The sequence below is a fragment of the Thermodesulfobacteriota bacterium genome (genome assembly GCA_025062045.1).
Taxonomy (GTDB): domain Bacteria; phylum Desulfobacterota; class Syntrophorhabdia; order Syntrophorhabdales; family JANXAF01; genus JANXAF01.
This window is the reverse complement of sequence record JANXAF010000001.1, coordinates 1-23,618: the sequence shown is the minus strand read 5'-3', so window position 1 is coordinate 23,618 and position 23,618 is coordinate 1. Positions and strand designations below refer to the sequence as shown.

At 42.4% G+C, this 23,618-nt stretch carries 22 protein-coding genes and 2 tRNA genes; 11 read left to right on the top strand and 13 right to left on the bottom strand.

Annotated features, from left to right (window positions below; all coding sequences use genetic code 11):
- Window positions 1-2: 2 nt before the first annotated feature.
- Together NZ583_00120 and trxB are read right to left on the bottom strand one after the other, a co-directional pair.
- Complete coding sequence (locus NZ583_00120; GenBank protein MCS7280023.1) at window positions 3-965, bottom strand: carbohydrate kinase family protein; 963 nt, start codon at window positions 963-965, stop codon at window positions 3-5.
- A complete protein-coding gene (trxB, locus tag NZ583_00115) occupies window positions 962-1,885 on the bottom strand; it encodes a thioredoxin-disulfide reductase (GenBank protein ID MCS7280022.1) in 924 nt (307 codons plus the stop codon). The genes NZ583_00120 and trxB overlap by 4 nt, the downstream gene beginning before the upstream one ends.
- A gap of 93 nt (window positions 1,886-1,978) precedes the next feature.
- Between trxB and NZ583_00110 the strand changes: the two genes are divergently transcribed.
- Window positions 1,979-2,788: a 50S ribosomal protein L11 methyltransferase gene (locus NZ583_00110; protein MCS7280021.1), complete on the top strand. Its 810-nt coding sequence runs from the start codon at window positions 1,979-1,981 to the stop codon at window positions 2,786-2,788.
- A 1-nt stretch (window position 2,789) separates the two neighbouring features.
- Here NZ583_00110 and NZ583_00105 read toward each other — a convergent pair.
- Together NZ583_00105 and NZ583_00100 are read right to left on the bottom strand one after the other, a co-directional pair.
- A tRNA-Cys gene (locus tag NZ583_00105) sits at window positions 2,790-2,861 on the bottom strand.
- 3 nt (window positions 2,862-2,864) lie between these two features.
- Window positions 2,865-2,939: transfer RNA gene (locus tag NZ583_00100), tRNA-Gly, on the bottom strand.
- A gap of 111 nt (window positions 2,940-3,050) precedes the next feature.
- On the opposite strand from NZ583_00100, the gene NZ583_00095 reads away from it, so the two are divergent.
- The gene (locus tag NZ583_00095; GenBank protein ID MCS7280020.1) at window positions 3,051-3,224 is read left to right on the top strand and encodes a 4Fe-4S binding protein; all 174 of its coding nucleotides are present in this window, start codon (window positions 3,051-3,053) and stop codon (window positions 3,222-3,224) included.
- Window positions 3,225-3,292: 68 nt separating this feature from the next.
- On the opposite strand, the gene NZ583_00090 is transcribed toward NZ583_00095, so the two are convergent.
- From NZ583_00090 to NZ583_00080, 3 genes are all read right to left on the bottom strand, one after another.
- The gene (locus tag NZ583_00090; protein MCS7280019.1) at window positions 3,293-5,287 is read right to left on the bottom strand and encodes a heterodisulfide reductase-related iron-sulfur binding cluster; all 1,995 of its coding nucleotides are present in this window, start codon (window positions 5,285-5,287) and stop codon (window positions 3,293-3,295) included.
- Between the two features lie 85 nt (window positions 5,288-5,372).
- Window positions 5,373-6,695: a glutamine synthetase family protein gene (locus tag NZ583_00085; GenBank protein MCS7280018.1), complete on the bottom strand. Its 1,323-nt coding sequence runs from the start codon at window positions 6,693-6,695 to the stop codon at window positions 5,373-5,375.
- 177 nt (window positions 6,696-6,872) lie between these two features.
- Window positions 6,873-9,908 carry a PAS domain S-box protein gene (locus NZ583_00080; protein ID MCS7280017.1) on the bottom strand — a complete coding sequence of 1,012 codons (3,036 nt, stop codon included), beginning with the start codon at window positions 9,906-9,908 and terminating at the stop codon, window positions 6,873-6,875.
- 106 nt (window positions 9,909-10,014) lie between these two features.
- On the opposite strand from NZ583_00080, the gene NZ583_00075 reads away from it, so the two are divergent.
- From NZ583_00075 to NZ583_00045, 7 genes are read left to right on the top strand one after another with little or no spacing between them, the layout of a single operon-like run.
- Window positions 10,015-10,470, top strand: a complete 456-nt coding sequence (locus tag NZ583_00075) for an Lrp/AsnC family transcriptional regulator (protein ID MCS7280016.1) — start codon at window positions 10,015-10,017, stop codon at window positions 10,468-10,470.
- On the top strand, window positions 10,463-11,752 hold the full coding sequence (hemL, locus tag NZ583_00070) for a glutamate-1-semialdehyde 2,1-aminomutase (GenBank protein ID MCS7280015.1): 1,290 nt from the start codon (window positions 10,463-10,465) through the stop codon (window positions 11,750-11,752). Before NZ583_00075 ends, hemL begins: the two co-directional genes overlap by 8 nt.
- Entirely contained in the window at window positions 11,721-12,863 is a 1,143-nt protein-coding gene (alr, locus tag NZ583_00065; GenBank protein MCS7280014.1) for an alanine racemase, read from the top strand. Before hemL ends, alr begins: the two co-directional genes overlap by 32 nt.
- Window positions 12,860-13,624, top strand: a complete 765-nt coding sequence (locus tag NZ583_00060; protein MCS7280013.1) for an ABC transporter permease — start codon at window positions 12,860-12,862, stop codon at window positions 13,622-13,624. Before alr ends, NZ583_00060 begins: the two co-directional genes overlap by 4 nt.
- A gap of 1 nt (window position 13,625) precedes the next feature.
- On the top strand, window positions 13,626-14,396 hold the full coding sequence (locus NZ583_00055) for an ABC transporter ATP-binding protein (protein ID MCS7280012.1): 771 nt from the start codon (window positions 13,626-13,628) through the stop codon (window positions 14,394-14,396).
- Window positions 14,383-15,408, top strand: a complete 1,026-nt coding sequence (locus tag NZ583_00050; protein MCS7280011.1) for an MlaD family protein — start codon at window positions 14,383-14,385, stop codon at window positions 15,406-15,408. The genes NZ583_00055 and NZ583_00050 overlap by 14 nt, the downstream gene beginning before the upstream one ends.
- Entirely contained in the window at window positions 15,408-16,733 is a 1,326-nt protein-coding gene (locus NZ583_00045) for a hypothetical protein (GenBank protein ID MCS7280010.1), read from the top strand. The genes NZ583_00050 and NZ583_00045 overlap by 1 nt, the downstream gene beginning before the upstream one ends.
- On the opposite strand, the gene pfp is transcribed toward NZ583_00045, so the two are convergent.
- Entirely contained in the window at window positions 16,696-17,943 is a 1,248-nt protein-coding gene (pfp, locus tag NZ583_00040; GenBank protein ID MCS7280009.1) for a diphosphate--fructose-6-phosphate 1-phosphotransferase, read from the bottom strand. The genes NZ583_00045 and pfp overlap by 38 nt on opposite strands.
- 87 nt (window positions 17,944-18,030) lie before the next feature.
- On the opposite strand from pfp, the gene NZ583_00035 reads away from it, so the two are divergent.
- On the top strand, window positions 18,031-18,864 hold the full coding sequence (locus tag NZ583_00035; GenBank protein ID MCS7280008.1) for a deoxyribonuclease IV: 834 nt from the start codon (window positions 18,031-18,033) through the stop codon (window positions 18,862-18,864).
- Here NZ583_00035 and NZ583_00030 read toward each other — a convergent pair.
- From NZ583_00030 to NZ583_00010, 5 genes are all read right to left on the bottom strand, one after another.
- Window positions 18,829-18,921 carry an aurora kinase A-interacting protein gene (locus NZ583_00030; GenBank protein MCS7280007.1) on the bottom strand — a complete coding sequence of 31 codons (93 nt, stop codon included), beginning with the start codon at window positions 18,919-18,921 and terminating at the stop codon, window positions 18,829-18,831. The genes NZ583_00035 and NZ583_00030 overlap by 36 nt on opposite strands.
- 110 nt (window positions 18,922-19,031) lie before the next feature.
- Window positions 19,032-19,988: an ABC transporter permease gene (locus NZ583_00025; GenBank protein MCS7280006.1), complete on the bottom strand. Its 957-nt coding sequence runs from the start codon at window positions 19,986-19,988 to the stop codon at window positions 19,032-19,034.
- 3 nt (window positions 19,989-19,991) lie between these two features.
- On the bottom strand, window positions 19,992-20,741 hold the full coding sequence (locus NZ583_00020; protein MCS7280005.1) for an ABC transporter ATP-binding protein: 750 nt from the start codon (window positions 20,739-20,741) through the stop codon (window positions 19,992-19,994).
- 1 nt (window position 20,742) lies between these two features.
- Entirely contained in the window at window positions 20,743-21,954 is a 1,212-nt protein-coding gene (locus tag NZ583_00015; protein MCS7280004.1) for an NEW3 domain-containing protein, read from the bottom strand.
- Between the two features lie 90 nt (window positions 21,955-22,044).
- Window positions 22,045-22,815 carry an IclR family transcriptional regulator gene (locus NZ583_00010; protein MCS7280003.1) on the bottom strand — a complete coding sequence of 257 codons (771 nt, stop codon included), beginning with the start codon at window positions 22,813-22,815 and terminating at the stop codon, window positions 22,045-22,047.
- A gap of 129 nt (window positions 22,816-22,944) precedes the next feature.
- Between NZ583_00010 and NZ583_00005 the strand changes: the two genes are divergently transcribed.
- A partial coding sequence (locus tag NZ583_00005; protein ID MCS7280002.1) for a sulfide/dihydroorotate dehydrogenase-like FAD/NAD-binding protein occupies window positions 22,945-23,618 on the top strand: 674 nt, incomplete at its 3' end.

Below are 23,618 nucleotides of genomic sequence, written 5' to 3'. Positions count from 1 at the left end.
GATCATGCCTCCGGAATCTCTTGGGGATAAGAATCTCTTCCGTAACCTTTTGTGCTTTCGGATGCTGCAATGACTGCCCTCTTTAGAGCAATTCGAGGATCTTGACCCATAAGGTAAAGACCAAGAAACACTCCGTCTAACACATCACCCGCTCCGGTTGTGTCTACGGCTCTGATTTTTTCAGCTTTTACATGGTATGATTCTTCTCTCGAATAAAAAGAGGCACCTTCTTTGCCCTTTTTGACAATAACTATCTTTACTAGCTTGAGAGCCTTTGCTAGTGAAAGTTCGACATCAGAACCGAAAAGCATACAGAGTTCCTTTTCAGAGCAAAAAAGGATATCCATACCTTCTATAAGATCGAGAGTCTTTTGACCTTTGCGCGCGTAAATCTCTCCGGGGTCCAGACTTAGCCCGGCCTTTCCCATAATCTTCTCTTTGACGTAAAGCTGAGCTTCCATCGCAGAATCACTCACAAAAGAGGACATGTGTATCCACGAGCATTTTGATAACTTTGAGATATCGATGTCGGTAATTTTTAAGTCACTGTTACTATTTGGGACCAAGGCTATTGCCCTGTCGGGACTATCCAAGCTATTACTCCTTTCGTTCAATATGTATGTAAAACCGGTTTTGCCTCTCCTTATTATTCCCTCCTTAGATTCGTTTCCGATTTTACTCAAATAAAACTCGCCTTCTCTGTCAAGACCCAGAACTCCAAAAAGAAGAGTATCGATTCCCATAAGGGAGATCATGTAACATGCGTTTGATGCGGAACCACCAGGCGAGATCTTCTTTAAAACACAGAATCTTGTCAACTTTTCCAAAAAATTACCAAGAAATTTTTCTTCGATTACAATTTCGCTTCCAGGGTTAAGCTCAAAATCCTTACATTTGAAGAATCTCAAATCTTCGACCTCATAAATGAAATCTAAGTTTAAGGCCCCAAAACCACAAACGGTCATATTTTACTGTTTAAAAGATATCTTTGGAGGTTGTAAGCTGCTAAAGCCCCATCACCAACGGCAGTTGCGATCTGTCTTAGCATTTTCTTTCTAACATCTCCGGCGGCCAAAATACCCATCGTCTTTGTGAAGAGGTTCTCATCCGTAAGTACGAATCCATTTTCGTCCCTTTCTACGAGATCTCCGAGGAAGGTGGTGTCCGGCTTTGAACCGACGTATATGAATACCCCATCTACGGAAATGGTTCCTCTTTCACCAGTCTTTGTATCCTCGATTACGATCTTTTCTACGAACTCGCCCCCTTTTATCTCTAAGGGTATTTTATTTAGCCAAAAAGTAATTTTTGGGTTTTTGAATGCCCTATCTTGAAGAATCTTTTGCGCCCTAAGGGTCTCCCTTCTGTGGATTAAATATACATGATTTGCAATCTTTGTGAGAAAGAGAGCCTCCTCCAAGGCGCTATCTCCGCCCCCTATCACAGCAACAGTTTTATCCTTGAAGAATGGACCGTCGCACGTCGCACAATAAGAGATTCCCCTACCAAAGTATCTATCTTCTCCAGGGATTCCAAGTTTTAGAGGGCTTGTTCCTGTTGCAACTATCAAGCCGTAAGCCTCGTATTCCGTATCGGCAGTATGAACCGAAAAGAGATTTCCGACCCTTTCTACACCTTTCACCTCTTGAAACTCTTTGATCTCCAATCCGCAATTTTTTGCCTGAAAGATGAATCTCTCCATGAGATCTTTTCCTGAGATTGCTTCTGGAAATCCCGGATAATTCTCTATTTTTTCCGTGTTGAGTGGGGTTCCACCTACAACCATCTTCTCTAAAAGAAGGGTCTTTACTCCTTCCCGTACAAGATAAATTCCCGCTGTAAGTCCTGCAGGACCTCCACCTATCACAATAGCATCGTACTTCATTCTTGAATCTATCCTCCTTTTTGGATGTGAGAAATTTTGACATAAGGAGGGAAAATTGTAAAGGCACAAGGACTATTTTTATATTTTTAAGTGATGGATATCTGGAAGCTCAGAATCTCCGTTCCAAAAGGGACAGAAGAACTTCTTCCAGAAGACGTCTACGAATTGGCAAATGGTGGCATAATCCTGGAAGAAAAGGATTATGACCTTTTAAACCTCATCTTTTACACAAAAAACCCAGAAACCCTTCTTTCGTTACTTGAGGAGAAAGTTCAAGTAATCGAATATTCTCTCTCCCGAGAAGAGCCTAAGGACTACGAAAAAATCGTAAAAAACCTCTATAAACCTGTAAAAATAGGCGATATCTACGTAGTTTGTCCCTGGCATAAAGTTAAGTCTCCTACAAAGAGTATAGTCATAGAGCCGGGTATGGCATTCGGGACAGGAAGACACGAAAGCACAAAGATTATGATGCTTCTTATGTCCAAAACGAACTTCAAGTCCAAAGATGTTGCAGATTTGGGTTGCGGTTCTGCGATTCTTTCGATTTACGCATCGATTCTTGGCGCCAAGGAAATACTTGGTGTCGATATCGATGGAAATGCCACTCTGTGCGCGAAAAAAAACGTAGATCTAAATCGCTTAAGTAACGTAAGGATAGAAAAGATGGATCTTAAAGATGTTCAAGGCGAATTCGATGTAGTTCTGGCAAACCTAGACCTTTACACCTTTATGTCACATATGGAACATGTAAAGAGACTGGCAAGGAGGGGCGGAACACTTATAATCTCCGGTATATTAGGAAGAGAAAAAAAAAGATTCTTAAAACTCACCGAAAATCTACACTTAAAGGAAGAACTCAGAATAGGTTCTTGGGTAGGATTTCGGTTTAAAAAACCCTAAGAGGCGGCATCCGGATTTGAACCGGAGAATAGCGGTTTTGCAGACCGCCGCCTTTCCGCTTGGCTATGCCGCCATTTGGAGCGGGAAACGGGATTCGAACCCGCGACTTCAACCTTGGCAAGGTTGCACTCTACCACTGAGTTATTCCCGCCTTCTAACTCTTATATATTACAAAAGGCATCTAAAGTCAATTCGATTTTTTATTGACATTCCACCCCTCTTCGTTTAGTAAATTCTAAAAATTCGAAGAAGGAGGTAAAAGATGCCAGCACGAGTTGACGAAGAAACTTGCACCGGATGTGGTGCATGTGCAGAGGTCTGCCCTGCCGAAGCAATCACGGTTAATGATGTGGCTAAGGTGGACCCAGAACTCTGCACCGATTGCGGTGCTTGTGTTGAAGAATGTCCTGTTGAAGCAATCACACTCGAAGAATGAAAAAGCAAAAAACTATAAAAGGATGGGTAAAACCCATCCTTTTATACCTTCCATTTTCAAAAATCCCATCAAGAGATTGAACCTGAGATAAGTTCTGAAAGATCGAGGACTCGCATCCTATCCGAGAGTTCTTTGTCCTTTACCGCATCCTCCATCATGATAAGACAATAGGGACAGCCGGTAAGGAGTATATTAGCGTTTGTTTTTGCCGCATCCTCGATCCTTATGTGGTTTATCCTTTTGTGGTGTTCCTCCATCCAGATCCTCCCCCCTCCACCGCCGCAGCAGAAGCTTCTGTCATGGTGTCTTTCCATCTCTACAAGACCCCGTGTGCTTACTGCCTCAATGATTCTGCGTGGATCGTCGTAGATACGATTTACTCTTCCGAGGTAGCAGGGATCATGATAAGTAACTAGTTCATCAGTTGCCTTTGAGATCTTAAGTCTTTGGTCTCTCAAAAGCTGCCATATCAACTGGGAGTGATGGTAAACTTCGAAGGTTCCCCCAATCTGCGGATATTCGTTCTTTAAGGTATTATAACAGTGAGGGCATGTTGTAACTATTTTCTTTATCTTCAGTTCTTTTAATAACTCAACGTTGCTCTGGGCAATACCAAGGTAAAGATCCTCATTTCCGCATCTCCTTGCAGGATCCCCGCAGCAAGCCTCTTCCTGTCCCAAAATTCCGAAGGACACCTGAGCTTTATGAAGGATATTCACGAATGCTTTTGCCACCTTTCTGTTCCTATCGTCCAGAGAAGCGACACATCCGACCCAGAAGAGGTATTCAACCTCCTCCTCGAGAGCGTTTTTGATATTTAGATTCTCTATCCATTCTGTTCTCTGTCTTTTTCCCATCCCATAGGGGTCATATTTTTGCTGGAGATTTTTGAAAAGGAGACGCGTTTCGGGTGTGGTTTTACTCAAGGTTAAGGTTAGATATCTTCTGAGCTCTATGTTTTTGTCGAAAGTGGGAATGGATATAGGACAATTTACCTGGCAGGCAAGACATGCCGTACATGACCAAACCGTCTCCTCTGAAATGACTCTATCCAATAACCCATCTTCATCTTTCTTTCCTTTGGCCACTTTTTCCCACTCCGCTTTTAAATCTTGAATGAATTTTTTAGGAGAAAGGGGCTTTTCACTTGCGTAGGCAGGACAAACATCCTGGCATCTGCCGCACCTTGTACAGGCGTCGAGATCGAATAACTGGTTTCTAGTGAAGTTTTCTATCTTATTTACGCCAAATTCTTCTGCGGTTTCGAAATCTGGAATTGGAGCTATGGCTCCTTTTGGAGTATCTTCGACCCCCCTAATCATCATGTTTATGGATGAAGTCACTATGTGGAGAAGCTTTGAATAGGCCACATACGCTATAAGACCAAAGGACAAAAACATATGCAAGTACCAGAAAAAAGCATGGAGGGACCTTATAGATTCTTTTTCGGCTCCTTTAAACGCTTTGGCAATATTCCAGCCCACAAAACTCCAAACCTCAAAATCTGCTTCCTGCACAGCGATTCTTAATGCTTCAACGAAAAAGCCGCTAAGAAGCACGGAAAGTATCCAAATAAGGCTTAAAAGATCGTCCGTTTTGGAATCGAGCCTTTCTGGCCGCTCAATGTATCTTCTGACTAGTGCGATCAAGACACCAAAAATGGCAAAAAGACCGGCAAGATCAAGAATGAAGGAAAAGGCAAGGTAAAACTTCCCTTTGAGGATGTTTATGTCAAAGAGTGGTCTTAGAACATCGTCCTGGAAGGCTACAATGGCAGTTCCAATGGCGAGAATTAAAAATCCCCAAAAGAGAAAAAGGTGCATAAGACCGGGATATGGTTCCCTAAGAATAGTTCTATGGAATATACCGTTTTTTATGAAGTACAGGATCCTCTCCGAAAGCCTATTCTTAAAATTAAAGGCGGAAGGTTTTCCTATCATCCACATCTTGTACCTTTTGTAGATGCCATAGCCGAGGATGAAGAACGTCAAACCCATAAAGGCATAAGCCAAATACCTCGCATTCTCACCGACATTCCAAAATATTTCCCTTGTTATCTCCATGACTTAGCCTCCGAAGTTTGTTATTTTTTGCACAAGCTATTTATAAAATAACGAAACTCCAAAATCAACAATTTCTGGAAAGTAGCTAAAGTATAGGTAGGTATGTTTCTATCTCGTATCTAGAAACGTGGATTCTGAACCTGTCCCACTCGATCTTTTTGCTCGTTATTAGTTTTTCGAAAACATGGTCTCCGAGTGTGTCTCTAACCAATTCGCTTTTTTCCGCGCACTCAATAGCTTCGTATAGGCTTCCTGGAAGGGATTCGATTTTGAGCTCCTTCCGTCTCTCTGCTGACATCTCATACAGATCTTCCTCTATAGGATCGGGAAGTGGGTATTTATTCTTTATGCCTTCGAGACCGGCCCTCAACATACATGCAAAGGCAAGATAAGGATTACAAGCCGGATCCGGGCTTCTGTATTCCACCCTTGTGGCTTTCTCTTTTCCGGGTTTGTATAGCGGAACTCTCACTAGAGTGGATCTATTTCTCCTTGCCCAGGATATGTATACCGGAGCCTCGTATCCAGGAACGAGCCTTTTATACGAATTCACCCATTGACTCGTCACTAGTGTAATTTCACGGGCATGTCGCAGAAGGCCAGCAATGTAATGTTTAGCCACATCAGAAAGGTAGTACTTGTCGTTAGGATCGAAAAAAGCATTTTTGTCTCCGATAAAGAGGGACTGGTGGACATGCATACCACTCCCATTTACCCCGAAGATCGGTTTCGGCATAAATGTCGCGTATACCCCATGTTTACGCGCAACCTCTTTCACTATTATCCTGTAAGTAATGGTGTTATCAGCCATTCTCAAAGCTTCCTCATACCTAAGATCGATCTCATGCTGGGATGGGGCTACCTCATGGTGGCTGTATTCGACTTTTATACCCATCTCTTCTAACATCAATATTGTATCCCTTCTTAGGTCCATGGCTTCGTCGAGAGGAGAATGGTCAAAGTATCCACCTCTGTCTAATATTTCTGTGTCTTTGTCAGACTTAAAATAGAAATACTCGAGTTCCGGTCCCACATAAAATGTGAAACCCATGTCTTTTGCGATCTTTAAGTTTCTCTTTAGAACGTATCTCGGATCACCTTTATAGGGGGTCCCATCGGGCTCGTATATGTCGCAGAACATCCTTGCCACAAGATAGTCTTTCGTCGATCTATAAGGAAGGATAACAAATGTACTTATGTCGGGTTTTGCAACCATATCGCTTTCGTCGATTCTTGCAAATCCCTGGATCGATGAGCCGTCAAATCCCATCCCTTCTTCTAGGGCAACTTCCAATTCATCGGCCGTTATTGTGAAGCTCTTTGCGAATCCCAGTATGTCAGTAAACCATAGCTTTATGAATTTTACGTTCTTTTCTTTTACGAACCTAAGAACCTCTTCCTTAGTCATGTGCGACTCCTCCTTTTATAGTCTTTCAACATTTAAGGTTTATTCTAGAGGTCACGCCCATGTCAAATTTTAGGTCTCTTTTTCTTACAGTACATGGAAAATCTTAAAACTTTGATATCAAACAAAGGGACCGTGAGGATAAAAATAATAGGATCCGATTTCTTTAAGAGGTCAACCCTAATCTTTTTTTAAAACCTCTAAAATCTTCTTTTTGAGCTCTTCAGGCGTGAAAGGTTTTTGGATATAGTTGACACCGGGATAGAGAATTCCATATTGAGCGATGACATTTTCGGTATACCCTGACATAAAGATCACCTTTGCCTCGGGATGTAGAGATCTTATCTTTACGATGAGCGCCGGGGCTTTGATGCGTGGCATGATAACATCAGTTAAAATGACATCGATTTTACCCTCAAAACTCTTCGCGATCTCCAAAGCTCTAGACTCATTCTCGGCCTCAAGAACAGAAAACCCAGACCCTTGAAGCATCTCCGATATAACTTTAAGAACACTTTTGTCATCCTCGATGAGAAGTATTGTCTTCTCTGACGGTTCTACAGGCTTCTCCTCTCCAATCTTCGGCTTTGCTTCCACCATTTCTTCTGTGTCTATCCGTGGTAAGTATATTTTAAATGTTGTTCCCTTCTTTTCTTCGCTGTAAACGTATATGTGTCCTCCAAGCTGCTTCACTATCCCGTAAACTGTGGAAAGCCCAAGACCAGTTCCTTCCCCCTCTTTTGTCGTGAAAAACGGCTCGAAGATATAAGGCATGATCTCCTTTGGGATGCCCATACCGGTGTCCGTTATCGAGAGAAGGACGTATCTTCCTGGGCTCACGCCAAAATGGGTCTTCGCGTATTGCTCTGTTAAATCCACATTGTAAGTTTCTATGATGAGCTTACCACCGTCAGGCATCGCATCCCTGGCGTTTACAGCCAGATTTATTATTACCTGCTGCATCTGCGCTGGATCTGCCTTTATGTTTCCCAAGTTTTTTTCGAGATATGTTAGTATCTCTATATCTTCACCGAGGATCCTTTCTAGCATCCCCCGCATGTCCTCTATCAGCTTGTTAAGGTTCACAACTTCTAGTTTCATCAACTGTCTTCTGCTGTAAGCCAAAAGCTGTTTTGTGAGGGAGGCAGCCTTTTCTGCGGAATCTAAAATTGTCTCAATGTTTCTTTTGAGTCTTTGTTCGTCTTTCAGGTTGAGAAGAGCGAGCTGACATGTTCCGATTATGACCGTTAAGATGTTATTAAAGTCATGGGCTATTCCTCCTGCAAGCCTTCCTATGGCCTCCATCTTTTGAGCCTGGAGAAACTGTTCCCTAAGTAAGTTTAACTCCTCCTCCTTCTTCTTCCTTTCCGTAACGTCCTCTGTAATTCCTTGAATGTAAAGGAAGTTGCCCTTTTCGTCAAAGACTGGCCAAGCTGTTGTATTGACCCAGATTATCTCCCCGTCTTTTCTTAAAAATTGAGTTTCGAAGTTTATCACCTTTCCCTTCTCATCGAGGAGGTTTAAGAGTCTTTCTCTGTCAGAAGGGTTTACGTAGAGTTGTTTTGCTATATCTTTCACTTCTTGCTTGAGTTCCTCAAAGGATGAGTAGCCGAGCATCTGAACAAATGCCGGATTTGCCATTATAAACTTGCCATCTCTTGTTGTCTGAAAAATCCCTTCGAAGGCATTCTCAAATATGGATCTGAATCTTTTTTCGCTTTCCCTTAGGAGAATCTCTTTTTCCTCCTTTTCGGTTACGTCTTCGAAGGTCATGACAAAACGGTTTTGGGCTACTTGTACTGTCATTATTGTGATTCTTTTTAACTCTCCTGATTTGCATTTGACAGTAAATGTCCTGGGGATAGAAACCCCAACCTTAAACTTCTTTACATCTTCTCGCCAAAGGGATATTACCATTCGTTTCGATTCTTCGTCAGGAAAAGCTTTAATAATAAAGGTTTTGCCATCAGGTACATCATCTAAAGTGTATCCGGTAATCTCAGTGAATCTCTTATTCGCGTAAAGATACTTCCCAGATCGATCGATAAGTAAGACCCCAAACGGTATATTTTCTACTAGGATCGAGAACTTCTGTCTCTCTTCTAAAAGTTCCTCGTATGCCTTCTTTTTTTCCGTTATGTCCATAACAGTTGAATTTATGTAAAGGGGCTTTCCATTTTCATCCCTTACAAGGGTTGCGTTAATCGAAACCCAAATGATTCTTCCATCCTTTGTCTTTCTTTGGCTTTCAAAGTTTTCCACGTATCCCTTCTCCATCAATTGCCGTAAAAATATCTCTCTCTCATTAGGATTAACGTACAGGTCGCGGATATTCCGGACGGACGTTATCATTTCGTCAGGGGAGGAATATCCGTATATTCTTGCAAATGAAGGATTGACCATTATGATTTTTCCATCAAATGCCACCCTGCCAAAGCCTTCTCTAAGACTTGCTATTGAAGACCTATAAAATTCCTCGCTTATCCTTAATGCGGTCTCCGCGTTTTTCTTATCTGTTATGTCTATTGCAAGTTCGAACCTTACATCTTTGCCGTTTATCCATTTGATCGTTCTGTCGGTGATATAATAGTATCGATTAAGGATGGGATTATAATATTCCCACCTATACGGCTGTCCTTTAAGCTCAATTATAATTTCGTTTGTACAGAAGCTACAGGGTTCGTCAAAACCCTGAAACTCTTTATAACACTTTCCGCCAACAGGATCTTTCCCTAACATCCTTTTTAGAAAATCGTTGGCGTAGAGAACCTCATATGTATCCATGTCCGATACGTATATGACTTCGTCGATACTCTCAAATATGGAGAACATCTGGTCCCTTTCAGCTAAAGCTTTGCTTTCCGCCTCCTTTCTGTCTGTTATATCGAATCCCACAACCAGTACCTGGCTTACCTCTCCTTTTTCATCGAGAAGAGGATTTATGTGGATCTCAAAGTATTTACCCGAGATTTCTTCCTCATATTTGAAAGGAGTTTTGTTCCTGAAAACCTCTTCTAAATAACCTATCTTTCTTTTTGCGACCTTTTCCGGAAGGATCTCAGAGATTTCATGACCGACAATCTCTTCCGGGACTTTCATAATTTCTCGGGAGAAAGCCCTATTAGCGAATAGTACTTTTCTGTCCTTACCGACAATACAGATGAATTCAGGAGTTAAATTTTGGATCGTACCTAAAATGTCGATCTTCTCATTCATGTTCATAATTTCACTTCTTATAACACAGAATCAGCTTTTACAGCAAAAAATTTTTCGTTTTGTTTGAAATGATTTTGACTTGTGTGTATAACTATGGGGTATGGGTTTGGAGGATGTTCTTAGAAAAATTCCCGCAGATTTTCCTCTAGTCAAAAGGCCATACGAAGCTCTTGCGAAGAGTATCGGGATGGAAGAGACTGATCTTATAGATGCTCTGAAAAGATTGAAAAAGGAGGGAAAATTAAGGAGAGTTGCGGCAATCCTCCAGCATAGAAAAGTATCATACCTTTACAATGGGATGGTAGTTTGGAAAGTAAAGGAGGAGGAAGTGGAAGAAAAGGGAAAGATCATGGCCTCTTATCCTGAGGTGAGCCACTGTTACGAAAGAGAAAAAGCCGGATTTTGGGATTATAACTTGTACACAGTGATCCACACGAGAAACGAAAGTGAGTTTTATGAAAAGGTAAAAGAGATATCCCGAGCGACAGGACTTTACGATTACAAGATCTTTTTAAGCAAAAGGGAATTCAAAAAGACGGGCCTTTCGCTTAAAGATGATTAAAGAAAAGTCCCAAAAACTCTTCGATAGGGCAAAAAGGGTAATTCCTGGCGGGGTAAATAGTCCCGTACGGTCCTTCATCTCAGTAAATAGCACCCCTTTTTACGTGGAAAGGGCAAAGGGTGCTTACCTTTATGATGTGGATGGAAACTCTTACATAGACTATGTCGCATCTTGGGGAGCAATAATTTTGGGTCACAGTCACGATGGTTTAGTAGAAGAGATAAAACTCGCTATTGAGAACGGTACAAGTTACGGAGTTTGCCATCCCTACGAAGTGGAGATTGCGGAGCTAATCGTGGATGCATTCCCTTCTTTAGAGCTCGTTAGGTTTACAAACTCTGGTACCGAAGCCACGATGAGCGCCATAAGGCTTGCCAGGGCCTACACAAATAAGAGAAACATCGTGAAATTTAGAGGCGCTTATCACGGCCACGCGGATTTTCTTTTAACGAGTGGAGGCTCCGGGATGGCCACTTTCAGTCAACCTGAAAGTAAAGGGGTCCTATTAGAACACGTCCAAAACACACTAATTGCTGATTTCAATAAGATAGACTCGGTTTGGAGACTCTTTAAGGAATGCGGGGATATAGCCTGCGTGATTGTGGAACCGATTATGGGAAATATTGGAGTGATCCTTCCTGAGAAAGGTTTCCTGGAAGACCTTCAATCGATCTGTAAAGAATACGGCTCAGTCCTTATATTCGATGAAGTTATAACCGGCTTTAGGGTGACTTATGGAGGTGTCCAGACGCTCTTAGGGATAGAGCCGGATATTACGTGTCTCGGAAAAATAATTGGGGGTGGGTTCCCCTGCGGAGCGTTTGGGGGAAAAAAGAAGATTTTGGAAAATCTCGCTCCCATTGGTCCGGTCTACCAGGCGGGTACGCTATCTGGAAATCCATTGGCACTTCGAGCGGGGCTTTTTGTGCTTAAATATCTTAAGGATAACAGGTGGGTTTATTCTGAACTTGAAAAGAAGACGAAGACGATAATGGATGGGGCCGTAGAGTTAGCGAAAAAGTATAAAATACCATACACTATCAACGGAATCTGCGGAATGTTCTCAGGGTTTTTCACGGAAAGCAAGGTTAACGATTACGAAAGTGCAATAAAAACGAATAGATCTCTTTACGAAAAGTTTTTTAAGCTTATGCTCGAATCGAAGATCTTTTTTCCTCCGAGTCCATTCGAAGCGTCGTTTTTGACTTTGTCCCACGGAGAAAGAGAGATCGTAGCCACCCTTGATGCCTATGAAAAGGTCTTCCAAAGACTCACAAATTAAAAGCAAATCTAGGGTTTTTGCCGAGATAGACCTTGGTACGATCGAAAAGAACTTTAAGGCCATAAGAAAAAAGGCTGGGCAGGACGTGGATGTGCTTTGCGTTGTTAAAGCCGATGCTTATGGTCACGGAATGACTCGGGTATCTAGAAGGCTATCAGAGTGTGGATGCTTTTTTTTTGGTGTATCGTCAGTAGAAGAAGGGGTAAGGCTTAGAAGATCCGGTATCGAGGGAAAAATTCTAATACTCGGTGGGCTCCTTCCTAGTGAAGATCCAGCCCAAGTGATCGAGTACCAATTGACCCCGGTAGTACACGAGATAGAAGGACTAAAGAGGCTTTGCGAGTTTACAAAGAATAACAAAAAGAAAATAGGGATCCACGTAAAATTCGACTCAGGTATGGGAAGGCTTGGTTTTATGCCAGAAGATGCGAATTATCTCCTAGAGATTTTTAAACATGAGAGGAATCTCTTCGTAGAAGGGATTATGAGCCATTTCTCCGAGTCGGAAAAGAGAGACAGTTATGGACTAAAGCAAATTGAGATTGTAAAAAGCATTGTGAAGCTCTTTTCTTCTACCGGTATAAAGCCCAGATTTGTCCATATGGCTAACACGGGGGCTCTTATAAACTATCCCGAGTCTTATTTCAACATGGTAAGGATTGGGATCGGTCTTTACGGTTCCTATCCGGCAAAAGAGCTAGAAGGCTCTTTACCTATCGAGGAAGCCCTCTCTTTAAAGAGCATCGTCGCGTTTGTCAAGGAGTTTGAAGCGGGAGTTTACTTAAGCTATGGAAGAACCTATGTGACAAAAAGGAGGACGAGAATCGGATTCGTGCCTTGTGGATACTCGGACGGATATAGAAGAGGGCTTTCAAACCTGGCCAACGTCATTGTGGGTGGGAAGATGTGTCCCGTTGTTGGAAGGATATGCATGGATTGGACACTTGTGGACATAACTGATACCGAGGCCAAAGCGGGTGATTTGGTCATCCTTTTGGGAAAAGAAAGAGACGTAAAAATAACAGCGTGGGACCTGGCAGAAAAACTAGGCACTATTCCGTACGAAATATTTTGCGGACTCTCCTCTTCGATCAAGAGATACTACATATGAGCACTTTAAGCATTCTCGATCCCTTAAAGAGGTTCATCCAGGAGTTGGGACTTGCAGGAATGATGTTCTTTCAATGTGTGGTCCTTACTTTCACGAGACCTTTTAAATTCGATTACCTGCTTAAGCAGATGGAATTTGTCGGCGTAAAGTCAGTCCCTGTTGTGCTCCTTACTGGGACCTTCACCGGGATGGTACTTGCCCTTCAAACTTACTACGGTTTCAGTAAATTCGGTGCTGAAGGTCTCATCGGCATCACAATCGCTTTGAGCATGACAAGAGAGTTGGGACCTGTCCTTACGGGCCTTATGGTTGCAGGAAGGGCAGGGTCGGCTATGGCTGCAGAGATAGGGACGATGAGAGTGACGGAACAGATAGATGCCCTTTTGGTAATGGCCCTAAATCCCGTTAAGTACCTTGTGGTTCCGAGAGTGCTCGCCTCTTTTGCCATGTTACCTGTGCTTACTATTATTGCTGACTTTCTCGGCATATCAGGAGGATATATCGTTGCTGTAAAATTACTAGGGGTAGATGAGAGCGCTTTTTTGAACAGGATTTACAGGTATTTGGAATTCCAAGACATATACGTTGGCCTCGTAAAGTCCGCCTGTTTCGGTGTCATATTTAGTGTGGTTGCGTGTTATAAAGGGTTTTACACAAAAGGCGGAGCCGAAGGAGTAGGCAGAGCCACAACTGAGGCTGTTGTAGTCTCATGTGTGACGATCCTCATTGCAGATTATATTTTAACTTCGTTACTCTTTTAGTATGTCTGAGTCGGCAATCCGCATTATTGACTTAAAAAAGAGCTTTGATGGGCGAAAGGTACTCGACGGCATAAATCTTGAGATAGAGAGGGGAAAGATAACGGTTATCATCGGGAAAAGCGGAAGTGGAAAGACTGTCCTTTTGAAACACATAATAGGCCTTATAAAACCTGACGGTGGAGAGATCTGGGTTGATGGAGTCGACATAACAAAACTAAAAGAAAAAGAACTCAATAAGGTAAGACTGAGGTTTGGAATGCTCTTTCAGGAAGCAGCTCTCTTTGATTCAATGACAGTCTGGGAAAACGTTGCTTTTCCGCTTGTCGAAAGAACAAAGCTTAAAAGGGATGAGATAAAGAGAATCGTGGATGAAAAACTAGAGCAGGTTGGACTTTTGGAACATGCGGATAAACTTCCAAGCGAAATTTCCGGTGGAATGAAAAAGAGAGCGGGTCTTGCCCGGGCACTTGTGCTTGACCCTCCAATAGTCCTTTTTGATGAGCCAACGAGTGCCTTAGATCCGATTATGGCACATACGATTTGCGATCTTATAAGGGATACCCAGAGGAAATTAAAAAAGACCTACGTGATTATAAGCCATGATATAATAGGCATGTTCAGGATTGCGGATAGAGTTGCGATGTTGAATGAAGGAAAGATTGTCGCCTATGGAACTCCAAAAGATATAGAATTGAGCAAAGATGCCGAAATCGCTGAGTTTTTGGAGGCATCGAGAATAAAAGATATAGGAGGGCAAAATGAAAAAAGGTAAATTGAGCCCGGAACTAAAAGTCGGGCTTCTCATTCTTTTAGGGATAACTTTGCTCTTTTACATGTCGATAAAGATAGAGAGGTTCGGCGCATTAAAAGAAAAAGGGTACGAGATTTACGTTTATTTAGATAATGCATCCGGTATTGATGCCCGTTCCCCTGTACAAGTTGCCGGAGTTACTGTTGGGCAGGTAAGAAGGGTGACTCTCGAGGGATTCAAGGCCAAAATCGTGATGCTTATAAGAGAGGATGTAAAGATCCCGAAAGATAGCATTGTGGCTCTGAGAACAGAAGGGGTTCTTGGAGATAAATACATCGAGATAATCCCAGGAAAGGAGAAGACCTTTTTAGGACCGTATGGTGTTATTGAATACGTAGATATCTCCCCATCCCTTGAGGAGATGCTAAAAAAGATAGACAGGGCAGCTTCCAACTTCGGTGACGTAATGGGAGATCTAAAAGGGTTAGTCGGAGAAAGAGAAAAGATGAACTTAAAGGAAAGCTTAAAAAATATAAGGAGTGCCACGGCCGAATTTAGCGAACTCATCTCAAAAAATAGAGAGAGTGTGGCAAGGGTTATCTCCAATGCCGATGAGGCAGTGTCCGGACTTAAAAAGATGGTCCAGGATGTGGAAGAGGGTAAAGGTACACTTGGGCTTCTCATAAAAGACGATTCGGTGTATAAAGAGGCAAAAGAGCTCATAACTGAGGCAAAAGAAACCCTGGGCTCAATAAAGAATATCGCCAAAGATGTAGAAGAAGGGAAGGGTACACTTGGTAAATTTCTAAAGGACGAATCGATGTACGTGGAAACCAAAGAGACTGTAAGAAATCTTAAAGAGATAGCGGAATATGTGAACAGAGGGGAGGGGACTCTTGGAAAGCTAACAAAGGATGAGACCCTTTACAAAGAGACGAAAAAAGCCATAAAGGGCATTCAGAGGGCATCGGACGGTATTCAGGAGATGACGCCCATCACGGTACTCGGCACTTTACTTGGCATACTCTTTTAATGCTCAAAAGGATACTGCTAATATCATCCCTTTTTTTTCTTACTTCGTCTTACTCTTTTGCATTTTGGCCCATCTATTACGAATTCGGCGAAGAAAAGAGGTTTTTAGGCCCTCTCATATCTTGGAAAGCTAAAAAAGAGGAAAAAAAAGAACTTGTAGTCCGTCCACTCCTTTTAATATACGAGGAGAACGAAAAGAAGGTCCTTCACTTTCCATACCCACTCGGGAGATTCGAAAATGAGAAATCGTATTTTGTGCCATTCTTTATGGCGCAAAGAAGAGAAGAAAAAAAGGACTACTCATTCTTACTTGTTTATTGGGGAGAGTCAGAAGGGGAAAACTATGGGGGTTTCTTTCCTTTTTATGGGGAGGTGAAAAAAAGGTTTGGAAAGGATAGAATCCGTTTTTTTCTTTGGCCCCTATATGGTGCGACGGAAATAGATGGGGCTAAAAAGGAGAATTACCTTTGGCCTTTTTTTTCTCTCTATAGCGGTGAAGAGAAAGGCTACAAAATCTTTCCCATCTACGGCAAGCACGAAAGACCTGACATTCGGGAGTCCCAATTTTTCTTGTGGCCTTTTTTTTATAAAGAGAGAAAAAACCTTGACACGGATGACCCGTTTCGATCAATCTATCTTTTGCCATTTTATCTTTCCGGTAAGACAGAATCTGGATCATTTGACTCATATTGCATTATGTTTCCGCTTTACTGTCGTCTGAAGAGCCCAGGGAAAGTAAAAAAGTACTATCTTTGGCCTTTTGTGGAAAAAGTTGAGGGAGAGGAAGAAGGAGTAAGTATCTTTCCGCTTATAAGAAAAATAAAAACTGAAGACCATGAGACACTTGGGATACTTTGGCCTTTTTTCTATACCAGGAAAGAATTTTTCGATGAGAGAAAAAAAGGGACGGAGACCGCTTTTTTACTTCTTAGCAGGTACGAGAAAGAAGATTCACAATTCGTTCTAAGTCTTTGGCCCCTTTTGGGGTATAAAGTCTCAGAAACGGAGACGGAGGTGAACTTTCCGTTCATTTTTCCTTTAAAGTTTGAGAAATTCCAGAAGATACTAAATCCCCTATTTTCTCTCTTAGAGTATAGAAAAGAGGGCGATTGGGAAGGTCTTAACATTCTTTACGGCCTATATACGCAGGAGAGGTGGAAAAAAAAGTGGAAGAAAAGAGTTGGCTTTATTTTCGAGGTAAAGCAAGAGGATGAAGAGATCTCCTTTAGATTCCTATCAGGTCTTTTGGAAGTGGGAAATTCAAAATTGACCGTCTTTTTTGTTCCCTTCAAGAGAGGTCAAAAAGATAACCGAAGCGGTTTTTGAATCTTTCGGGAGTCATCTTTACTGAATCGGCGAGTTTTTCGAGCCTTTCCCCTTGAAAATCCTCTTTTTCGAGCCTTATCATGTATTCCCTTGCAACTTTGTACCTTTCCGACTCTATATTGACCCTTCTTATTTTTATATTCCCATTGGAATCGAACATCTCGACAAAAGGAACCGGCATAATTTTACCTTCGTAAACAGTAATGAGCGCTCCTGTTCCGCCTTTCATTAAGTAGTTTACAGCACCGTAGCCTAAATCCCTCGTGTACTCAATATCGAAAGGGATCGGATCTGCCGCTCTCAGCTCATAGCCTATGTTCATTGTGACTATGGTCGTCTTTATCCCGCATTCTGCAAGTGTTTTAAGCACAAAACTTTTAAGAACCCTTCCGAGCTGGATATCCGATATCCTAATTTTTCCCGATACTTCGTCCGTTTCGACTGACTCCATCTTTGAAAGCTCATCAATGTCGAATTTTTCTACTATCCCTTCGGCAAGGATGGCAACTCCATAAGATCTACCCATAGAGTACCTCTTTATGATGGCACCAGCCAATATGTCCGCTACCTTCTGAACGGAAAGCCTCTTTTCTGGAAATTCCTCAGGTATGAGGGTGAGGGTGGCTCCAGCTGCCTTTCCAATTCCAAGTGCCAGATGTCCTGTGTGCCGCCCCATTGTCGTGATAAAGTACCATCTGTCCATGGTGCGGGCATCTTCCATTATATTTTTTACGAGATTTACACCCACATGGCGCGCTGTCTGGTATCCGAAAGTGGAGAATCCTCCGGGTAAGGGTATATCGTTGTCTATAGTTTTCGGAGTGTGTACGATTGAGATCCTGCCTCTCGTCTCCCTCTCTATGAGAGAAGCCATATATAGGGTTCCCTCTCCCCCTATAGTTATGAGGTAATCTATACCCACATCGTATAGTGTTTGGATGAGAACCTTTATCTTTTCGTGGATATTTTCTGGTCTGTCCCTCGATGTTTTGAGAATCGAACCGCCTGTTGTGTGGATCCTTGAGACATCATCGATCCTTAATGGGAGGAAACTACCCTTATTTCCCTCGAATAGGCTTTTAAACCCACCCACAACTCCGTAGACCTCTAATCCATGGTTTGAAGCCTCGATTGTGGCTGCACTTATCACCCCATTTATACCAGGTGCTGGGCCGCCACCAACAACGAGGGCGAGTTTTTTCCTGTGCATGTATAGTCTATTTTTATTATATTTGATCTTAGGATGCAAGGGGACGGTAAATCGAAGTTAAAAATTGCTTCTTAATCTTAGATAGATATGCGAGTGAAACTTGGATTCCACATGAGTATTTCTTCTGGTTTCGATAAGCTTTATAAGGAATTTATTAAATTGGGCTGCGAATGTCTCCAGATATTTGTTAAAAATCCTAGGTCTTGGAGAAGAAAGGAATGGAAAGATGAGGAGCTTGAGATTTTTAAAAAGAGTTTCTCTTCCGTTCCCGTATTTGCTCATCTTTCCTACCTACCAAATTTAGCCAGAGCCGAAAAAAAAGATGTGGAGGCATTTATGGATGAAGCTGAAACAGCGCTGAGGCTAGGTATAAAATTTATAGTTGTTCATTGTGGCTCGCTGGAGGACAAAGCTTTGGGGATAAGACGGGTATCCGAAAGTGTAAATACGTTATTGGAGCAAGTTCCTATACAGGTTCTCCTTGAAAATTCAGCTGGATCAGGGAACTCCATAGGAAGCAATCTCGAAGAGATCGCGAAAATCTACGAGAAGATAAAAGAAAAGGAGAGAGTAAAGCTCTGTATTGATACAGCCCATCTATTTCAAGCCGGGATCAACATCAAGGAAGAAGGGGTGTGGGAAGAGTTTTTTGAATCCGTTTGCAGAAATTTGGGCCCTCAAATTGTGGGACTTTTGCATTTTAACGATTCAAGGACTGAAATGGGAAGCAGAGTCGACAGACACTGGCATATAGGCCTAGGAAAGCTTGGTAGAAGAGCCCTAACTCAAGTAATTAACGATCCAAGGGTTTCGAATCTCTGCGCCATTATGGAAACACCCGGCATGGGTATGTATGATTATGAAAATATGAAAAGGGCAAAATCTTTACTTCTTCCTCTGATGTCTCATCCTCTTTCTTAACTTGCGATACTTATGTTTTCTCATTTTCTTTCTTCTCCATTTTAAAACGCTCCCCATATTGGCACCTCAATAGACTCTTGTTTTAGGCTTAAAACGCGAAAAATATAACCTTGGCGGTCTCTTTTTGCAATAGTATCTTACGCAAAAAACCCTTTGCCGACTATAAATCAGAGAGACCTTATCTCCTGTCTTAAAAATACGGTGTACGATACAGCAAAGCAGATAGCGGTTATCGCTACTATAGAAATTATATACGGGATGACTATAAGGAGACTCTGTGAAACCGGTAGTGGACCGGAAAATCTCTCTATCGAGAGCTTTTCAAACGGTCCAACGAGCACATAGGCTCTTGTCGTTTTCTTTGTAGGATCTATTATGGTAGACGCCGCTTCAGAGTAAAGAGAAACGGGAGAGGCCAAAGATATTGATCTCTGGATGGACAGTTGTTTGAGAATTGCCTCAGTCTTTTCTGTTTCAGAAGGGGGAACAAAAGATTTTGCGATGATTCCGGCACCAAGCGGAACGAAAAAAGTAAAGAATATCCATGCTGCGAGAGCTGCCAAGGCAGAAGTTGTGACGCTCCTAAATAGAATGGAGAAAAGAATACTTATCCCGAGCCAAAATGAAATGTAAACGATGCTTAAAATCAGATACATGACTATTCTTAGTAACTCATCTAAGCCCGGCACAACACCTACCACTTTTAACCCGAGTCCCGTAATAACTAGAACTATTGAAGTCATCATGATACTTATCGTCACTACCCCTGCTAGGAACTTTCCGTTTATAACCGCGTCCCTGTATATGGGCTGAGCCAGTATCCTGCTTAAAGTCCCCTCATTTTTCTCCCTATTTATGAGGTCAAAACCGAGGATTATACCGATTAATGGACCGAAGAATGCGACAAATTGAATAAATGAGAATAAGCCCCCGGAAGACATAAAAAGGAGTAAAAAGACGTATTTTGGTTTTGCTATGCCAGACAGTTCGTCCCGTACGCTCGTTCCCACCATGTAAGTTATGAGTAAACTAACCATCCAGATTAGGGAAAAAATGATAAGGAATCTGTAACTTGTGAAATGGTCTTGAAGCTCTTTTTTGAATATGACCTTCAGCCCTCCCATAATTTAAGCCTCCATGAAATACCGCATGTAAATCTCCTCAAGCGTGTATTCTTCCTGGCCAATACCGAATTTTTCTCTGGCGAGTGTTTCTATCTCGCCTTGAGCCACCATCTTTCCCTTTATCATTATTCCGATCCTGTCGCATAACTTTTGAACCATCTCAAGGTAGTGGGAGCAAAGGATGATGGTCATCCCCCTCTCTTTTCTTAAGTTTGCTATAAGCTCGATCATCTTTGCGGTTGCATCCGGGTCAAGTCCGAGGGTAGGTTCGTCGAGGAACGCAACCTTAGGTTCCTTAATGAGTAGCTCCGCAATAGCTAACCTCTGTCTCATCCCTCTAGAATAGGCTCCCACTTTCTTTTTAGCTTCATCTTTAAGACCAACGGTGATGAGCGCCTTTTCGATCCTTTCTTCTAAAACATTTTTTGGAATCCCGTTTAACTCACCTATAAATTTCAGACTCTGAATGGCGTTCATGTCGTTGTAGAAACCGACATTTTCTGGCATGTATCCGATCATCCCTTTAACTTTTATCGATTCCCGCGTAGGATCGACTCCTAGCACTTTTAATCTGCCGCTTGTGGGTTCTGTAAGACCAAGAAGCATAAGGAGAATGGTTGTCTTTCCCGCACCGTTCGGTCCAAGGAGGCCAAATATCTCGCCCTCGTAAACGTTAAATGTGACGTTGTCAACAGCCTTTTGGTCTCCGTATTGTTTTGTGAGATTTTCAGCCTCAATGACTATGTCTGCCATACTACCTTCTCCCGAAAGTCCTAAAAAGGACCATAAGACCTACCAGTACGAAGGCGATGATCCCCACACCTATCCAACCCCAGACTGCGCGAGCTCTAACAGTCACACGGAATTCGAGATTTTTGGTTGCCCTTCCCGCATCGATATTCATTCCTACCGAATAGTCACCGACAAGCGCGTCTTCGTACGGGGTGATCGAGACCTCAACCTGTTTCACCTGATTGGGCTCGAGTACAGCTATCCTTTCGGGATTAAATTCGACCTTCCAGTTTTCGGGTTTAAACGAAGTGAAACTTATGTTGGTGAGAGTTGCACTGCCAGTGTTCTTCAAAAAGACGGTTATTGTGGTCTTTTTGCCCTGCTGTGCCTCAAGACTCAGCAATCCCGTAAGTGTACCAGCATCTATTGAATAGGTTCCGGTAATAACCACCGTTAGAGGTATTTCCGCCTTTATATCCCCATAAGCTGCTCTTACGATTACAGGGTAACTTCCTGGCTTGGAATCCTTATACGGTGTGACCTCTACAGTGATTGTCTGGCTTGAGTTTGCTTTAAGTTTAAGACTCGATATGGTTTTGTACTCATACGCAGGCTTAAAATTCACCTCCCAACCTTCAGGTACGTGGGCTGAAAGATTGAAGACTGCGTCTCTGTCTAGTTTATTTTCAGCTTCAACAGAGAACTCAAATTTTGCGTCCGAAGGCCCTTTGAGAACCGGATATGCCGCTGAAAGCCTTATTCCCCTGGCAACGCCCCTCTGGTACTCCCTTACCTTTACTAGGATCTTCTGGTTTAACACGATCTTCTCATCCGGGGTCTTTGCTTCAATCACAAACGTGTAATCTCCTGGCCTTACGGCTCTGTCAGGTTCGGCCTCAAAAACAATAGTTTTATCTTCTCCCCAAGGGACAGAAACACTGGTTATCGTAAATACGTCACTTTTGAACCTAGTTCGCCAGTTCTCAGGCTTAGAGACGACTTTCAATTCAACGACTTCTGGAGTTCTTCCCCTGTTAAAAAAGGTTATGTTCATATTCACTGATTCTCCAGGGGGGATCTCTATGCCGGGAAACTCGGCAGCCATTGAAAGGGCCCTCTCAGGAAGTTTCTCGTAATCTTCCGCCTTTTTTTTCGTTTCAGAAGAGTAAAGGGGAGTAAAAAGGAGCAAACATAAGAAAGTAGCAAAGGTTACAATCGTAGCCTTTTTTTTCATCTTCACCCTCCCTTATTCGACTATCCGATGAGTAACTAAGACCTCTTTAGTCACTACCTTTTATACAACGAAACCTCTTATCCTTTCAACTCAAGAGCGATTTTGGCCGTTTAGAATTTGCATCCTTTCGGATATAGAAAGGGCGATATCTTTGAGAGTCCGTCCAACCCATATTAGCTTTTCGTCAGTTAAAGAATTTGCGAATCCGAGCACACAAAGTATCACAATGTAATTGGCAACATTTGGCACTAAAGCAGCGCATGCTACAATTCCCTTGATGTATTCCTCCCTATCTACGCTGAAGCCTTGATCTTGCGTCTTTTGAATCTCCGGGATAAGTTTTTCGCAATCCGTGATGGTGTTTTCCGTGTACTTGGGAATTCTCATCTCTTTAATAATGTCCTTTGCTTCTGAGATATCGAATTTTGAAAGATAAAGTTTCAAAAAAGCGGATGCAGTTATGGGGAAGAGCGTGTCGACTTTTGGGGAAACCTTGAGCTCTTTGTGGGCTTCTACTACGTCTATCACCCTCACCTTTTCTCCTTCCTTTATTCCCAGAAAAGCAGTTTCGTCGACCTTTTTGACCAAGTCCTCCATTAAAGGTTTTGCAACCCTTGTTAATTCAAACCATCTGAAGACCTTTTTTGAGAGCTCCATGAGGCCTTTTCCGACAACGTATTTTTTTGTACCTCTGTCCTTGAGTACAAGCTGCTCCTCTTCTAGGGCCTTTAGAATCCCATAAGTTGTGCTCTTGCTTATAGAGAGATGTCTTGATATTTCAGTCACATTCAAAGGTCTATTCTTTTCTAGGATTAGCCTTAAGATCCGAAAGGCTTTTTTTACGACGGGGGCCGTATACATGCTTCTGAAACTGTATCTTATAGCATACGGGCTTACCCGAGTTCAAAAAGAAAAATTTGTTGATGAAACCTAATAGGAGATATAATCATATAACCGGTAGGTAAAACTGTTGAATACGGGGGATAAAAATTGCACAGAATAATCTCGAAGAAGAGTCTTGCAAAGGGGACAGTTGTCCATATGGTAGTTGAGGCGAAAAAGATAGCAGAAAAGGCAAAACCGGGTCAGTTTGTGATCCTAAGGGTAGATGAGCGAGGTGAGCGAATCCCTTTAACAATGGCGCGTACGAATCCAGAAGAAGGTACAATAGACCTCATATTTCAGATCGTAGGAAAGACGACAGCCCTTTTAAGCACTAAAGAGCCCGGAGACTACATTTTGGATGTAGTTGGTCCTCTCGGTAAACCAACGGTAATAGAAAGGCTCGGAAACGTCGTATGCGTTGGAGGTGGTACCGGGGTTGCCGTCCTTTACCCTATTGCGAAAGCTTACAAAGAGGCAGGCAATTACGTTATATCCGTCATTGGAGCACGAACTAAAGATCTAATTATCCTCGAAGATGAAATGAGAACCATAAGCGATGAGCTGTATGTCACGACTGATGACGGTACTTACGGAGAAAAAGGGTTTGTCACCCACGCACTTAAAAGGATACTTGATAATAGAAAAGATCTAAAGCTCGTTGTGGGGATTGGTCCTGTTCAGATGATGAAATACGTAAGTCTTCTCACAAAGGAGTACGGGATAAAGACGATCGTGAGTCTAAATTCCATAATGGTTGACGGGACAGGAATGTGTGGTGC